Raw genomic sequence first — 13,012 nt, forward strand, 5'->3', positions numbered from 1 at the left:
TAGCTCGCTGGGCTCATAACCCAGAGGTCACAGGTTCAAATCCTGTCCCCGCTACCCGTAGGCGAACGGCCTCTGACTAGGTAACCCACTAGTCAGAGGCCGTTTCGCTGTTCGCCCGCCCCCACCGGCACGGGCCAGGTGCTCACCTGTCGCCCCTGCCGATCCGTCCCTCCGCGCCGGTGGCCCGTCTGCCCCCGGTTGGACCGAGGCTCATCGGGTAGACCTGAGCCAGGTAGTCGCGGCTCAGGTCTACCCGATGTCGGTCAGGAGGTCGCGTTCACGATCCGGATGTCGCGCCGGGCGCCGCCGTCGAGAGCGGCCAGGGCCTCCTGGTAGGCCGGGCTGTCGTAGGCGGCGCGGGCCGCGTCGACGGAGTCGAAGACGATGAGCACGGTACGGGTGGCCTCGCCAGCCTCGTAGGTCTGCTCGGGCAGGCCTCGGGCGACGAACGTCCCGCCCGACGCCTCCAGCGCGGGCCCGGCAAGCCGCGCGTACGCGTCGACCTTGGCCTGGTCGAAGATCTCCCGGTAAACGCTGAGCCAGTATGCCGTCATGGTGCCATTCTGTCCGACCGCTGCAGATGAGGCACCAGAGCCGACGGCCTGAGCGCCAGCCATGGCGTCCACGACCAGTACGTGAGGGTGCTTCTCCCGCCTCAGCAACCCGGCGGCGCTGATTGCCTCGACCCGGCAGACGACTGACCGGGGGGCGCGGGACGCCTTGTCGGCTGCGCGTGCTGCGCCGGTCGACCTGCCGGCTCACACCTCCAGGAGCTGGGGAAGGTCGATGTCCACGACACCGATGCTGTAGTCGAGCCAGTCCCTGTGGGTCACGGTCTCGGCGTGTCGGTAGTCGTTGTCGGCGCGAACGTAGACCTCGAGCGTCCTGGAGGCCGTGTTGAGGTTCCAGTAGTGATCGACGCCGAGACTGGCAAGGCTGTGCTGGCGCCTGGGCACATCGCGGTCCTCGACCGTGCCTGGACAGCCGCTGATGTCGACGCAGAGGACGGGGATGTCGAGTCGATGAAGGCCAGCGTCAGCTCTGACGGCGATGTCGAGGGGCACCGAGGTGGTGCCGGCGGTACAGGTGGACGAGTCGGTGACGAACCATCCGGCGGGAGTCGCGTTGCTGAGAAGCTGGATCAGCGTCACCCGGACGCGGTGGTGGCGGGCCGTCTCCGCGTCGAGAGCGGTCGAGGTGGGCGGCCAGGGGGCCGGCGCGGCGATGCGAGCGCTCATTCGGTACGGAGCCCGTCGGGACTGACGGCGTCCAGGAGCCATGGGCGGACCAACCGAGCGGCGGCACGAGCGGCGACCTCGATGAGACCCAGCAGGAGCAGCAGCACCGCGGCCGCGGTGAGGAGGAGCGCGGGCAGGCTCGGGTCGTCGACACTCCACGGATAGGTCACGGCTGCGATCGCAGCGGTGCCGACGACGAGTCCCCACGTGGCGGCGGGTCGAGCGAGGAGGCGGGCCTCGACGACGAGCGAGCGGTGCAGAACGTCGAGCGGGGCTCCGGCCGCGGCAAGGGACGCTGTCGAGCGGCGGTGCTCCGACAACGTCTCGACGCCGTGGGTGGCAAGGGCGAGCACGACGAACGTGAGCACCACCAGCAACGCCAGCGCCACCAGGGCGAGTGAGATCACGAAGAAGAACTGCAACCCGCCGCCGGTCACCACGTCGACCAGGACGTCGGCGGCACCGGCGGCGACCAGACCGACAACGGCGACAGGGGCCACGGCGCGGCCCGCAGCCCACGGGTCGGCGTCTGCACGGGCGCCGGCGAGCAGCTGCTCGACGGTGCCCGCCCGCTCGGACGCCCGTCGGCCGGCCCGGGCGGCGATCCAGGGGCCGCTCAGCAGTAGTCCCACGGCGGCCAGCCCGACCCCGGCCACGACGACAACAGTGTGCTGAAGCAGTGGGATGGCGACCGCGAACGCAACGGCGAGCAGCAGCAGCGGCCATGGGCGTGGGCGTCGCGACCAGGCGCGGCGGCTGAGGGCGTGCGCCGAGGTGACGACGTCGCGCGACACCATCCAGCCGACCACACCACACGCCACTGCGACGAGGACGACGACGAGCACCCCCTGAGCCAGGGTGGGAGCGACCGTCACGGGCACGAACCCGCCGCTCATGCGAATCGGGTTGAAGAATCCGTTGTCCACCGTGCGGGTGCCGCCGAACAGGAGGCGCAGCAACGCATAGATCGCCGGACCCAGCACAGCGGCCCCCGCCAGGGCGGGGACGACCAGCTCCGCGGAGGACAGCAGCCGAACCTGCGTGGGCGTCGCGCCGACGACACGCAGGACCGCAAGACGGCGCAGCCGTGCCGTGGTACCGAGCCGGAGCAGCTGGTAGAGCAGCAGGAGCACCGGCGCGGTGAGCAAGAGCAGGGCCAACACCACACCGGGGCGTAACCCCGAGTCGCTGAGCAAGGGAAACAGGTACTCCTCGACCTCGTCCGGCAGGCGCAGCACAGCCACGGCCAGCAGCAGGAGCGCGGCGACCAGCCCGGCGCATCCGGCAACGCCCACGAGCCGGCGAGGGCGCTGGCCCCGGACGAGCAGCAGCACCAGCACGTTCACGATGCACCCGGACCGAACGCGCTGACGGAGGTCGTGCATCCATCGGCGAGGACGACCTCGCGGTCGGCGAAGGCGGCGACGGTGTTGTCGTGCGTGACCAGCACCACCGACATCCCCTCGTGCCGAGCAGTGTCGAGGACGAGCTCCAGCACCTGCTGCGTCCCGGCCGAGTCGAGCGCGCCCGTAGGTTCGTCGGCGAACACGATGCGCGGCCCGGTCACCAGGGCCCGCGCCAGCGCCACCCGCTGAAGCTCACCGCCAGACAGCTGCCCAGGGCGGGCCAGGGCCAGCTCGGCAACGCCGAAGCGTTCGAGCCACATCCGGGCCGCCGAGCGAGCGTCACGGCGCGGCCGTCCGTCCAGGAGCAGGGGCAGGGCGACGTTGTCGTCAACGGTGAGCTCGGGCAGGAGCTGCCCGAACTGCAGAACGAGGCCGAACTCGCGGCGCCGCAGCAGCGACCGCTCGGCCTCCGACAGCCGGTCGACGCGAACGCCGTCGAAGCTCACCTCCCCACTGTCGGGGCGCAGCACCCCGGCGAGGCAGAGCATCAACGTCGACTTCCCGCTGCCCGAACGACCTGTGACCGCCACGATCTCCCCCGCTGAGAGGTCGAACCAGGCAGCGTCCAGGGCGCTGGTCCGGTCGTAGGCCTTCCGAAGGTTTCGCCCACTCAGCAACGGCTCACTCATCGCTGGCTCCTCCGCTCGTGCCGTCAGAAGGTGAATGGTCGTGCGCTGCAACCGAAGTGGAGTAGATCGCCCGGGAGGGCGGACGGTGAGCCGCCACGCTGGTGGACGTCGCCGTCTCGATCCAGCGGAGATCGGCGTCGAGATGGTTGATGGCGTAGTCGATCCCCAGGCGTGCCGACGGGTCCTCCGTCTGGATCCTCGTCCGGACCAGCTCTCGCATGCGGCTCAGATGGACCGCGCGCTGGCGCTGCAGGAAGCCGGCCGAGTCCGCGCCCAGATGAAGAGCGATGATCGCCTTCCGAGCCAGCTCGCCGGCCGGATACGGCCCGGCGGGCTCGGTGGTCGCCAGCCAGTCATCCAGGACGTCCCGTCCGGCCTCGGTGATCACGTACACCGTCCTCTCGGGACCGCCTTCCTGAGTCACCTCGGCGACCTCGACCAGCTCGTCACGTTGCAGCCGGCTCAACGTCGCGTACACCTGCGCGAACGGCAGCGGCTTCGAGCCCTCGAACCGCCGGTCCAGCCGTGACTTCAAGTCATACCCGTGCACCGGACCCTCCTCGAGGAGTCCGAGGAATAGATGCGACAGCGCCATGCCGGGACAATACACCAGATGACTAGTCAAGGTGAGTAGTCAGATGATGTCCTCGCACGGGGACCGGCCGCTGACGTGCTCACGGCCGCGGTCCGACTCGAGATCGGTACCGTCAGTGGTGGACGCAGCGAGGGATCGGTTCGCCGACTCGACTCCCTGGGCCGGTGCAGGTCCAACCGACCGCGGCGCCCGGTGGGCAGGAGCCCGCTCCCACGGGGTCGCTGGCCCGCATCGAGGCTCCCGATCCGGTCGTCCACGCCTTCGTCACTGAGGTCGACCGACGACAGCGGATGGAGGCAGCAGCGGCGGTCGCGCTCGGCTATCGGGAGGGATCGCGCTTCCTCCGTGGCGGTCGGGTGGAAGACCAGCCCACGAAGAACGCAGGAACGAGACTTCGGAACAGGCCATCGACCAGAGCGCCGCCGCTGATCGGTGAGCCGGGACGACCCCAAGCGATGTGCAGCAGCGCACCGAGGACCATCATCGTGACCAGAGCCAGCGAGAAGGCGCACCAGAAACGGAGTCGTCTGACCCGCAGGGGGTAGGGGCTGGGCTCCTCGTCAGGGCCGAACCAGGTGCCTTCGCTCTTGGCCCTCGCCACCCGCGCTTCCCACTCCGTCAGCGGCCGGTCGTCAGTCAACGCGGCATCCTCGCTTCCACCTCAGGAGATTCTCGTGAGGCGCCAGCTCAGGTGAACGCGAGAGTGGCCAGGCATGACCGCGAGCCCGACCGCCCAGATACTCGGAGGACACTGACCGGTCAAGGACTCTTCACGATCTCCACCGCTTGGTTGACGACCTGGGTCACGCCCCACAACACGGCCAGACCAGCACCGGCAACGCCACCCAAGACGAAGCATCCGACCGCGACCATCGCCGGGAACTGCGCCCTCAGCAGCAGGGCCTGGTCAGCACCAGGAACTGCATCAGAGTGAGCCTGGAAGGCCGCTATCAAGCCTGCGATCACGGTGACGACCAAGCTGACCACGAACACGCGCGCCGCTAACACCATGGCTCACGATAGGCCCTCATGGCTCGGCATTGTCGTTCACGTTGGCTGACGGCGCGCGCCCGGCTGGTTAGCCTCCCGGCGTGTAACGCGAGCATCATTCACACGTTGTGGCTGGCCGTCGTCATCACTTCTGGACCGAATGGCTCTGGAAGCTGGCGGAGGACCTGCCGGTCCGGGACATCCTCATCGACGACATCGCCGAGTTCGATCAGGACTGCTGGTTCCGGGGTCGAGCTCACGGCCGTGAGATTCGTCGCTGACCCGCCACCGGACTGGGTCACCGACGACGCCTGAGGAGCGAGGCGCGTACCCGCCGTTGGTCGACGTGAGTGTCCGCAGGGCCGGCCGCGAGGGATGACCGGCCGCGAGGGAGTTCAGTTGAGCGCGCGCGTGCCCTCGGGCAGGGTGCCGCCACCGAGGACGGCGGTCGCCCCATCCTGCAGCGCAGTCAGGGCGACGCGCTGGGTGAAGGGGCCGGTGGAGACGCGGGCGACGCCAAGATCCTGCAGCTCACGGGTGGGCAGCGAGACGCCGGGAACGCTGATGACGCTCAGCTTCTGCGGTCCGAGCGCGTCGGCCACGGTCTGGATCTCGTCGCGGCTGACCAGCCCCGGCACGAAGACCACGGGGGCCCCGGCGGCCAGGAACGCCCGGCCCCGCTCGATCGCCTCGTCCAGCACCTGCACCCGCGGCCGGTCGCCGGCGAGCACCACCGCGTCGGTCCGCGCGTTCAGCACGAAGTCGATGCCGGCGTCGCGGCCGGCCGCGAGCACGGCCTCGACGGCGGCGACGGCCTCGTCGAGGGGCTTGAGCCGGTCCTCGAGGTTGCCACCGACCACGCCGGCCTCGATCGCTCGACGGGCCGTCTCACCGGCGTCGCCGTAACCGGCCTCGAAGTCCATGGTCACCGGGACGTCGACCGCGTCGACGATGCGGCGGACCATGTCGAGGTGCAGCTCCAGGGGGATGTTCTCGCCGTCCTCGTAGCCGAAGGTCGCGGCGATCGAGTGGCTGGCGGTCGCCAGGGCGCGGACGCCGGGCAGCGCCGCGACGGCCCGCGCGGAGATGACGTCCCACACGTTCGCCAGGACGAGGATCTCCGGCGCGGTGTGGAGGTCGAGCAGCGTTCGGGCCCGGGCAGAGAGGTTGGTCACGCCGGGTCCAACCGGTGAGAGCGGGCGGACATTCCGCTCTCGGCGGATCTACCCCGTCGAGGGCAGACACGCCTCCGTCGGCGTACTACGGTCCACTCATGACGACGGTGGTGCCGTTCCGCCGGCGGCCGGACCCCGAGCCGCTGTGGCGCGAGGTGGTGGGAGCCCAGCTCCGCGAGGAACGGCGGCGGCGCGGCGAGCGGATCGCCGATGTCGCCGAGCGGGCCGGAGTCTCCCCGCAGTACCTCTCCGAGATCGAGCGCGGCCGCAAGGACCCGTCCTCGGAGGTTCTCGCTGCCCTGGCCGGTGCCCTGAACCTGCGGGTCCTGGACCTGACCCAGCGTTCGTCCGGCCGGCTATCGGTCCTCAGGGTCACCGGAGGCCGCCCGACCGGCCCGGTCGCCCTCGCTGCCTGGGTGGCGACGGCCGCGGCCGCCTGATCACGTACCTCGGTAGGGCAACACGAGGTCGACCACCCCGTAGCGGACCGCCGCCTGCGCATCGAGCACGAGGTCCCGCTGGGTGTCGTCCCGAACCTGCGCAGCACTGCGCCCGGTGTGGGCGGCGAGGATCTCTTCCTGCAGTGCGCGGACCCGGGCCACCTCGTCGGCCTCCAGGATCAGGTCGGGGACCGTCCCGCGCCCCTCGGCGGCGGGAGCGTGGATGAGCACCCGGCCGTGGGGCAGGATGCTGCGCCGACCGGGCGTCCCACCGGCCAGCAGCAGCGCGGCGGTCGCCGCCGCCTGACCAACGCACGTGGTCTCCACCGGCGGGCCGATGAACTGCATCGCGTCGTAGATCGCGAGCGTGGCCGGGACCGAGCCGCCGGGTGAGTTGAGGTAGAGCGCCACCGGGGCCTCGGCGTTCTCGTTCTCCAGATGCAGCAGCTGGGCGATGACCGCGTTGGCCACGCCGTCGTCGATCCCGGTGCCGAGGTAGACGATGCGCTCGGCGAGCAGCCGGCTGTAGACGTCGACCGTCCGCTCGCCGCGGGTGGTCTGCAGCGTGACGTAGGGGATGGTGTAGCTGGTCATCGCGCGACCGCCACCCCGACTGGCCGGCGCCGGCCGGGCAGCACGTCGTCGAGCCCGCTGATGACCGCGTCGACGAAGCCGTACGCTCGCGCCTCCTCGGCGGTGAACCACCGGTCGCGCTGCGAGTCGCGCTCGATCCGTTCGACGGGCTGCCCCGTGTCGGCGGCGATCAGGCCGAGGACGGTGTCGCGCGTGTGGCGCAGGTCGTCGGCCTGGATGGCGATGTCCATCGCGGAGCCACCGATGCCCGCCGACCCCTGATGCAACAGCACCTTCGCGTGCGGCATGCACCACCGCTTGCCCCGAGTACCGGCCGAGAGCAGGAACTGCCCGGCACTGTAGGCCATGCCGATGTTGATCGTGGCGACGTCGTTGGGGATCGTGAGCATGCAGTCACGGATGGCGAGCATCCCGGGCACCGAGCCGCCGGGAGAGTTGATCAGCAGGTGGATGTCGGCGACCGGGTCTTCTGCGGCGAGCAACAGGAGGGCGTGGCAGAGCCGGTTGCTGTTGTGCTGCTCGAGCGGCTCGCCCAGCACGAGGGTGCGCCGCTCCAGCAGCAGCTGGTAGAGACCCCGGTCGAGGGCGGACTGTGGGTCGGTGGTGTCGTCGTCGCTCATGCGGACCAGCCTGCGAGCATGGTGGGCGCCAGCCCAGGCCGCGCTGCCTCCAGCAGCGCTGCCCTGAGCAGCGTGGCCGCGTGGCCGCCTGGGCGGGGCACCCCGGCTGGGTCAAACCTGCTGCGTCCGACCCCGTGCCCCCGACCCCGTGCCCCCGAACCCGGCCACCCCGCCAGGCTCCCCCGGCTGTTGCATGATCCACTGGACGGCACCGCTCGACGAGTGCCTGTACGTGAGTTCCGACGAAAAGAGCACCATGGCCATCAGACCGATCCGGCTCTTCGGCGATCCGATCCTGCGGCAGAAGGCCGCGCCCGTCATCGACTTCGACAAGGAGCTGCGCGACCTGGTCCGGGACCTCTCCGAGACCATGATCGACGCGAACGGCGGTGGGATCGCGGCACCGCAGATCGGCGTGAGCCTGCGGGTGTTCACCTACGTCGTGGAGGGCGAGATCGGCCACGTGGTCAATCCACTGGTTCAGGTGGTCGGAGACGAGGAGCAGGTCGGTCAGGAAGGCTGCCTCTCGATCCCCGGCCTTCCCTTCGATTGCCGCCGCCACCTGCAGGTCCTCACCACGGGCTTCACGATGCATGGCGAACCGCTGCGGGTCGAGGGGCACGGACGGCTCTCGGTCATCATCGAGCACGAGACCGACCATCTCGATGGCATCCTGTTCGTCGACCGGCTCGACCCGCGAACGCGGGAGGCGGCCGAAGCCGCGATCCGGGAGGCCGAGTGGAGCGGAGGCGTGGTGCCCGAGATCCGCTACAGCCCGCACGCGCCGCTCCGCGCCGGGAGCACCGCCCGGTCGTAGCGGCCCGTCGTGGCGCCGCAGGACGCGATGAGCTGCTCAGGCGCAGCCGAGCGGTTGGATCACACGCGGCCACACCGCGACCGAGGAAGGGGTCCCGACGTAGGCGCGACTGTGGTCCGGAGCCAGCCACACGTGCCGTCCGTCGCGCTCGTAGCGGGTGTCGCGGGTCTTGGCAGGCAGGACGCCGGCCGCGGCGTACGGGACGGCGAAGTAGTCGGGGTAGAGCTCTGGGTCCGGATGCTCGACGTAGGACTCGCCGTCGTTCAGGTCGCCCCCGTTCAGGCTCAGGAAGACCATGTCCTGCCAGCCGCAGTGTTCCGGACCGCGGCTCGACGACACCTGGCTGGTGGGAAGGCGCCTCCCCGAGGGGTCGGTCCACACCGCGAGGCCCTGGGCCTCAGCCAGGGCCGGCGGCAGCTCCGCCCAGTCGCAGCGGGCCCACGACTCGGCGTGCCAGCCCACGTCTCCCCCGACAGCAGGGCCACGGTGCACGATGACCGCCTGCCTGACCCGCCCGTCGACCACGAAGGTGTAGAGCACCCGGTCGGCCTCGCGCCGCGCCTCGTGCAGGCCGCTGGTCGCGCCCCGGTTCGGTGCACGGAGCTCTCGCTTCAGAGCGGCGGCCGGGCTGCGGCTGACCGTGTCCTCGTAGGGAGGGTGCACGGAGTCTCCGACGGGCGGCCCGTCGCAGTCGACCACCCGACCGGCGGCACCACTCCGGTCGGCGTCCTCGTCCTCGGGCGCCGCCGTGACCTCGACGGACAACGGACCTTCGTAGGGCGTGGCCTGCGGGACGGCGTCCACCACGACGCCGCGGCCACACGCGGTGAGCAGCAACCCCGCCACGAGGCCGACGGCGACCGCTTTCATCGGCTGAACACCTTGGCCCAGACGGCGGCGGTGTGGTCGTCGTAGTAGCGGGTGAACCCGCAGGCCGACGGCTGCCATCCACCGTTCGACCGGGACCCGCTCAGCAGCAGCCGCGTGTCCACGGCGTAACGCGGTGGTTCGTCCTCGCTCTCGGCTCGCGGACTCGGCAGCCGGACCTCGAGCGAGTCGCCCGAGCCGCCTCGGAACCAGGTATGCACGGCGAGGTCGACCGTCACGGTCCCGCTCCCGCCGCCGATCCTGGTGACGGTGGCGTCCGCGGCCCACTCTCGTTGCCCGAGGGTCTGGGGGGTGTAGCCGACGGCGCAGCTCTGCGCCAGACCGCCTGTGTCGGCGCGCAGCGCGCCCGTCGGTGGTGCGGCCGCCGCTCCGCTGGCGTCGGCACCACCAGCCGACGACGGGCCGGCGCCGATGTGGATGCCGACGCCGACGACGGCCACCACACCTGCGATCGCCAGCGCAGCGAGACCCCTCCGACGCTGCGCACGCTGGCGCAGCCGACCCCGGACCGCCGCCACCGGCTCCTCGGCGGGAACCCTTGGGCGGGCCAGCTCGGCGTAGGCCGAGGTGAACGCCTTGTCATCTCCCATGGTCATCAGGTCTCCTCGAGGTGTCTGGTCGGGGCGGCACTTCGGAGCCGCGCAAGGCCACGAGAGAGGTGGCTACGCGCCGTCCCGGGCTGGCAGCGCAGCTCCCGGGCGATCGCGGCGACGTCCAGGTCGTCGAGGTAGCGCAGGGCCAACGCCGTCCGCTGGTGTGGAGAGAGACCGTGCAGCGCCTCGACCAGCCAGGCCTCGGGGCCGTCCTCGGGCGGAGGTACGGACCCCGGCGGAGCGAGTCGCTGACGGAGCCCCAGGTCCCGTCGCAGCCGCCGGACCCGGTCGACGTTGAGCCGGGTCATGACCCGGCTCGCGTAAGCAGCCGGGTCCTCGATCCGCTCCCAGCGCTCACCGATCCGCACCAACGTCTCCTGGACCAGATCCCAGGCGTCATGCGGGTCGGCGGTCAGAGCGCGGGCGCGACCGAGCAGCGACGGAGTCGTCTGGGCGACGAACTCCTCGAACGGCTCCCACTGCATCCGGCCCCCTCCTGCGGGTATGACGCTGGCACAGCCTCGAGCGTTGAGGGCGAGACCCAACCTTCTTGGCAGGGCTCCCCAGGCGGAGTGGAACTGGGGCCCCGCGGCAGGGCCGACCGCCGGCTACGAGTAGCCGTCAGGTCCACCCCGTCCGATTCTTCGAGCACCACCGTCCACGAGGACCGCGCGCCGGCGAGCGCTTCCGACCAGCCAAGGCCAGTCCCACAGCGTCAGGCCGACGCCACCACGGGCACATCCGTACCGCGGCTGCGAACCTCCTCGACGCCCCGGTTGGCCAGCTGGTCCGCGGCCTCGTTGCCCGGGTCGCCCGAGTGGCCCTTGACCCAGACCCAGGTGATCGTGTGGCGGGCGACCTCCTCGTCGAGCGAGCGCCAGAGGTCCTCGTTCTTCACCGGCTTCTTGGCCGAGGTCTTCCAGCCGTTCCGCTTCCAGCCCGGGAGCCACTGGTTGAGGCCGTTCATCACGTAGGTGGAGTCGACGTGCAGCTGCACCTCGCACGGCTTCGTGAGCGCCCGGAGTGCCTCGATCACCGCTGTCAGCTCCATCCGGTTGTTGGTGGTCACCCGCTCGCCGCCGTAGAGCTCTCGCTGGTGGCCGCCCGCCCGCAGCAGGGCTCCCCAGCCGCCCACGCCGGGGTTGCCCTTGCAGGCTCCGTCACTCCAGATCTCGACCGCGTCCACCCGCCGATCATCCCAGGTGCCCCGCTTCTCAGCCGCGACCGGCACCGCGCTCCCGACGGGATTCCGGAGCGGAACGGCCGCCGCACCCAGCAGCAGCCCGCCGCCGGGAGATCTGGTTCGCCTCGGTCTCCGAGGTGGCGGACGAGCCGGCACTTCGGGCAGAGTGCGTTCGTGGCTCTGGCGCCGGTGACCGTCTACACCCTCATCGGCCCCGACGGGACGGCTGTGCGAAGCCACCGACCCGGCAAGCTCGGCGGCCACCGGACCAGCCGTGTCTACGGGCTCCTCGACTGTCCGGCCGCGCTGCGGGCGCTCGCCCACGGCGGATACGTACGCGATCGCGTGTTCTTCGCCGACGAGCAGACCGCCGTCGCCGCTGGTTTCCGGCCCTGCGGTGCCTGTCTGCCCGAGCAGTACCGCCACTGGAAAGCCGGCACGCACCCTTCGGCCGTTCCCAGCGGTGATGGCTCGGACCAACTCGCGAGTGCCCGCCGGTAAGGGTGGTTGTCGCTGAACTACGGGCCGACCTTCGTGTCGCTCTGGAAGGTGGCCGCAGCGAGGCAGGCCAGGCCGAGGACGGCGGCGACGGTCCTGCCGGTGTGGACCCTGTCCCAGCGGTCTCTCAGTTCTTGCCAGCCGGGCGGTGGGTCTTCTGGCGACCACGTCAGGACCTGGGCGTTGATCGGCAGCTCGACTGCGCCCGTCAAGGCGAGGGCCGTGAGCTGAGCGGCAAGGCCGCCCGCTGTGAGCGCCCACGCTGGTGAGCGACGCTCACCAGCGGTCAGAGCCAACACCAAGACGTTCCCGGCGGCTGCACCTGGTAGCAGAGTCCCCATGACCGGCCGGAGGTTGCGCACCGTTGCCTGCTGCATCTCGATATAGGTGGCGGCCGTGAAGTCCCTGGTCGAGGGGCCCAAGCTGGTCTTGGTCCCGAAGAGCACACCGGTGGAAAGAGCCGCCAGCATCAGGCTGGAGTACCGCGCGATCGTCGTGCCAAAGGTCATGAGGCGATCTTCGCTGACGCGGAGCTGGCTGACCATGTCGACGACCTGTGACCCGATGGCGAGGCGCACAGGCGCGACTCACCGGGAACCCGGCTCCGGGACCCGCCTTGACCCGCCGCACCTGGTCGGACCATGTGCGAGCGTCAGCTCAGTCCAGGTAGTCGCGCAGGACCTGCGAACGCGAGGGGTGCCGCAGCTTGCTCATGGTCTTCGACTCGATCTGGCGGATCCGCTCGCGGGTGACCCCGTAGACCTTGCCGATCTCGTCGAGGGTCTTGGGCTGGCCGTCGGTCAGGCCGAAACGCATCGAGACGACGCCGGCCTCACGCTCGCTCAGGGTGTCGAGGACGTCGTGCAGCTGCTCCTGCAGGAGGGTGAAGCTCACCGCATCCGCCGGGACGACCGCCTCGGAGTCCTCGATCAGGTCCCCGAACTCGGAGTCGCCGTCCTCGCCGAGCGGTGTGTGCAGGGAGATCGGCTCGCGGCCGTACTTCTGCACCTCGACGACCTTCTCCGGCGTCATGTCGAGCTCTTTGGCGAGCTCCTCCGGGGTGGGCTCGCGGCCCAGGTCCTGCAGCATCTGACGCTGTACCCGGGCGAGCTTGTTGATGACCTCGACCATGTGCACCGGGATGCGGATGGTGCGGGCCTGGTCGGCCATGGCGCGGGTGATGGCCTGACGAATCCACCAGGTCGCGTACGTGGAGAACTTGTAGCCCTTGGTGTAGTCGAACTTCTCGACCGCACGGATCAGGCCCAGGTTGCCCTCCTGGATCAGGTCCAGGAAGAGCATGCCGCGGCCGGTGTAGCGCTTGGCCAGGCTGACGACCAGACGCA

Annotated in this window: 19 protein-coding genes; 3 read left to right on the forward strand and 16 right to left on the reverse strand. The window is 70.5% G+C overall.

Annotation, left to right across the window (positions count from 1 at the left end; all coding sequences use genetic code 11):
- Positions 1-263: 263 nt before the first annotated feature.
- From ACFE7W_RS20780 to ACFE7W_RS20815, 8 genes are all read right to left on the reverse strand, one after another.
- Positions 264-554, reverse strand: a complete 291-nt coding sequence (locus tag ACFE7W_RS20780) for a DUF1330 domain-containing protein (protein WP_375426738.1) — start codon at positions 552-554, stop codon at positions 264-266.
- A gap of 204 nt (positions 555-758) precedes the next feature.
- Positions 759-1,238, reverse strand: a complete 480-nt coding sequence (locus ACFE7W_RS20785) for a hypothetical protein (RefSeq protein ID WP_375426739.1) — start codon at positions 1,236-1,238, stop codon at positions 759-761.
- Positions 1,235-2,584, reverse strand: a complete 1,350-nt coding sequence (locus ACFE7W_RS20790; protein ID WP_375426740.1) for an FtsX-like permease family protein — start codon at positions 2,582-2,584, stop codon at positions 1,235-1,237. The genes ACFE7W_RS20785 and ACFE7W_RS20790 overlap by 4 nt, the downstream gene beginning before the upstream one ends.
- The gene (locus ACFE7W_RS20795) at positions 2,581-3,273 is read right to left on the reverse strand and encodes an ABC transporter ATP-binding protein (protein WP_375426741.1); all 693 of its coding nucleotides are present in this window, start codon (positions 3,271-3,273) and stop codon (positions 2,581-2,583) included. Before ACFE7W_RS20795 ends, ACFE7W_RS20790 begins: the two co-directional genes overlap by 4 nt.
- Positions 3,266-3,868 carry a PadR family transcriptional regulator gene (locus ACFE7W_RS20800; RefSeq protein ID WP_375426742.1) on the reverse strand — a complete coding sequence of 201 codons (603 nt, stop codon included), beginning with the start codon at positions 3,866-3,868 and terminating at the stop codon, positions 3,266-3,268. Before ACFE7W_RS20800 ends, ACFE7W_RS20795 begins: the two co-directional genes overlap by 8 nt.
- 759 nt (positions 3,869-4,627) lie before the next feature.
- Positions 4,628-4,876, reverse strand: coding sequence for a hypothetical protein (locus ACFE7W_RS20805; protein WP_375426743.1), 249 nt, complete (start codon positions 4,874-4,876; stop codon positions 4,628-4,630).
- A gap of 101 nt (positions 4,877-4,977) precedes the next feature.
- Positions 4,978-5,118 (reverse strand): hypothetical protein, encoded by a 141-nt coding sequence (locus tag ACFE7W_RS20810; RefSeq protein WP_375426744.1) that lies wholly within the window; start codon positions 5,116-5,118, stop codon positions 4,978-4,980.
- Between the two features lie 135 nt (positions 5,119-5,253).
- Positions 5,254-6,033 (reverse strand): isocitrate lyase/phosphoenolpyruvate mutase family protein, encoded by a 780-nt coding sequence (locus tag ACFE7W_RS20815; RefSeq protein WP_375426745.1) that lies wholly within the window; start codon positions 6,031-6,033, stop codon positions 5,254-5,256.
- Between the two features lie 98 nt (positions 6,034-6,131).
- On the opposite strand from ACFE7W_RS20815, the gene ACFE7W_RS20820 reads away from it, so the two are divergent.
- The gene (locus ACFE7W_RS20820) at positions 6,132-6,473 is read left to right on the forward strand and encodes a helix-turn-helix domain-containing protein (RefSeq protein WP_375426746.1); all 342 of its coding nucleotides are present in this window, start codon (positions 6,132-6,134) and stop codon (positions 6,471-6,473) included.
- Here ACFE7W_RS20820 and ACFE7W_RS20825 read toward each other — a convergent pair whose 3' ends face one another.
- On the reverse strand, positions 6,474-7,067 hold the full coding sequence (locus ACFE7W_RS20825) for a ClpP family protease (RefSeq protein WP_375426747.1): 594 nt from the start codon (positions 7,065-7,067) through the stop codon (positions 6,474-6,476).
- Positions 7,064-7,687: a ClpP family protease gene (locus ACFE7W_RS20830; RefSeq protein ID WP_375426748.1), complete on the reverse strand. Its 624-nt coding sequence runs from the start codon at positions 7,685-7,687 to the stop codon at positions 7,064-7,066. Before ACFE7W_RS20830 ends, ACFE7W_RS20825 begins: the two co-directional genes overlap by 4 nt.
- 193 nt (positions 7,688-7,880) lie before the next feature.
- Here ACFE7W_RS20830 and def point away from each other — a divergent pair, with 193 nt between their 5' ends.
- The gene (gene def / locus ACFE7W_RS20835; RefSeq protein WP_375426749.1) at positions 7,881-8,504 is read left to right on the forward strand and encodes a peptide deformylase; all 624 of its coding nucleotides are present in this window, start codon (positions 7,881-7,883) and stop codon (positions 8,502-8,504) included.
- Between the two features lie 36 nt (positions 8,505-8,540).
- On the opposite strand, the gene ACFE7W_RS20840 is transcribed toward def, so the two are convergent.
- The 4 genes from ACFE7W_RS20840 to rnhA all read right to left on the reverse strand — a co-directional run bounded on the left by ACFE7W_RS20840 (position 8,541) and on the right by rnhA (position 11,171).
- On the reverse strand, positions 8,541-9,374 hold the full coding sequence (locus ACFE7W_RS20840) for a hypothetical protein (RefSeq protein ID WP_375426750.1): 834 nt from the start codon (positions 9,372-9,374) through the stop codon (positions 8,541-8,543).
- Positions 9,371-9,988 (reverse strand): hypothetical protein, encoded by a 618-nt coding sequence (locus tag ACFE7W_RS20845; protein ID WP_375426751.1) that lies wholly within the window; start codon positions 9,986-9,988, stop codon positions 9,371-9,373. The genes ACFE7W_RS20840 and ACFE7W_RS20845 overlap by 4 nt, the downstream gene beginning before the upstream one ends.
- On the reverse strand, positions 9,988-10,470 hold the full coding sequence (locus ACFE7W_RS20850) for a sigma-70 family RNA polymerase sigma factor (RefSeq protein ID WP_375426752.1): 483 nt from the start codon (positions 10,468-10,470) through the stop codon (positions 9,988-9,990). The genes ACFE7W_RS20845 and ACFE7W_RS20850 overlap by 1 nt, the downstream gene beginning before the upstream one ends.
- 230 nt (positions 10,471-10,700) lie before the next feature.
- Positions 10,701-11,171, reverse strand: a complete 471-nt coding sequence (rnhA, locus tag ACFE7W_RS20855) for a ribonuclease HI (protein ID WP_375426753.1) — start codon at positions 11,169-11,171, stop codon at positions 10,701-10,703.
- Between the two features lie 171 nt (positions 11,172-11,342).
- Between rnhA and ACFE7W_RS20860 the strand changes: the two genes are divergently transcribed.
- Positions 11,343-11,669 carry an Ada metal-binding domain-containing protein gene (locus tag ACFE7W_RS20860; protein ID WP_375426754.1) on the forward strand — a complete coding sequence of 109 codons (327 nt, stop codon included), beginning with the start codon at positions 11,343-11,345 and terminating at the stop codon, positions 11,667-11,669.
- 17 nt (positions 11,670-11,686) lie between these two features.
- On the opposite strand, the gene ACFE7W_RS20865 is transcribed toward ACFE7W_RS20860, so the two are convergent.
- Both ACFE7W_RS20865 and ACFE7W_RS20870 read right to left on the reverse strand, forming a co-directional pair.
- The gene (locus ACFE7W_RS20865; protein WP_375426755.1) at positions 11,687-12,244 is read right to left on the reverse strand and encodes an anthrone oxygenase family protein; all 558 of its coding nucleotides are present in this window, start codon (positions 12,242-12,244) and stop codon (positions 11,687-11,689) included.
- 79 nt (positions 12,245-12,323) lie between these two features.
- Positions 12,324-13,012: RNA polymerase sigma factor (locus tag ACFE7W_RS20870; protein WP_375426756.1), on the reverse strand; the 689-nt coding region annotated here is incomplete at its 5' end.

Source organism: uncultured Friedmanniella sp. (assembly GCF_964244285.1).
Taxonomy (GTDB): domain Bacteria; phylum Actinomycetota; class Actinomycetes; order Propionibacteriales; family Propionibacteriaceae; genus Microlunatus.

Coding starts and splice junctions, on each gene's coding strand:
- ACFE7W_RS20800 (WP_375426742.1), bottom strand. CDS start 3,868: ATGGCGCTGTCGCATCTATTCCTCGGACTCCTCGAGGAGGGTCCGGTG.
- def (WP_375426749.1), top strand. CDS start 7,881: ATGATCCACTGGACGGCACCGCTCGACGAGTGCCTGTACGTGAGTTCC.
- ACFE7W_RS20780 (WP_375426738.1), bottom strand. CDS start 554: ATGACGGCATACTGGCTCAGCGTTTACCGGGAGATCTTCGACCAGGCC.
- ACFE7W_RS20840 (WP_375426750.1), bottom strand. CDS start 9,374: ATGAAAGCGGTCGCCGTCGGCCTCGTGGCGGGGTTGCTGCTCACCGCG.
- ACFE7W_RS20850 (WP_375426752.1), bottom strand. CDS start 10,470: ATGCAGTGGGAGCCGTTCGAGGAGTTCGTCGCCCAGACGACTCCGTCG.
- ACFE7W_RS20845 (WP_375426751.1), bottom strand. CDS start 9,988: ATGACCATGGGAGATGACAAGGCGTTCACCTCGGCCTACGCCGAGCTG.
- ACFE7W_RS20820 (WP_375426746.1), top strand. CDS start 6,132: ATGACGACGGTGGTGCCGTTCCGCCGGCGGCCGGACCCCGAGCCGCTG.
- ACFE7W_RS20795 (WP_375426741.1), bottom strand. CDS start 3,273: ATGAGTGAGCCGTTGCTGAGTGGGCGAAACCTTCGGAAGGCCTACGAC.
- ACFE7W_RS20825 (WP_375426747.1), bottom strand. CDS start 7,067: ATGACCAGCTACACCATCCCCTACGTCACGCTGCAGACCACCCGCGGC.
- ACFE7W_RS20785 (WP_375426739.1), bottom strand. CDS start 1,238: ATGAGCGCTCGCATCGCCGCGCCGGCCCCCTGGCCGCCCACCTCGACC.
- ACFE7W_RS20830 (WP_375426748.1), bottom strand. CDS start 7,687: ATGAGCGACGACGACACCACCGACCCACAGTCCGCCCTCGACCGGGGT.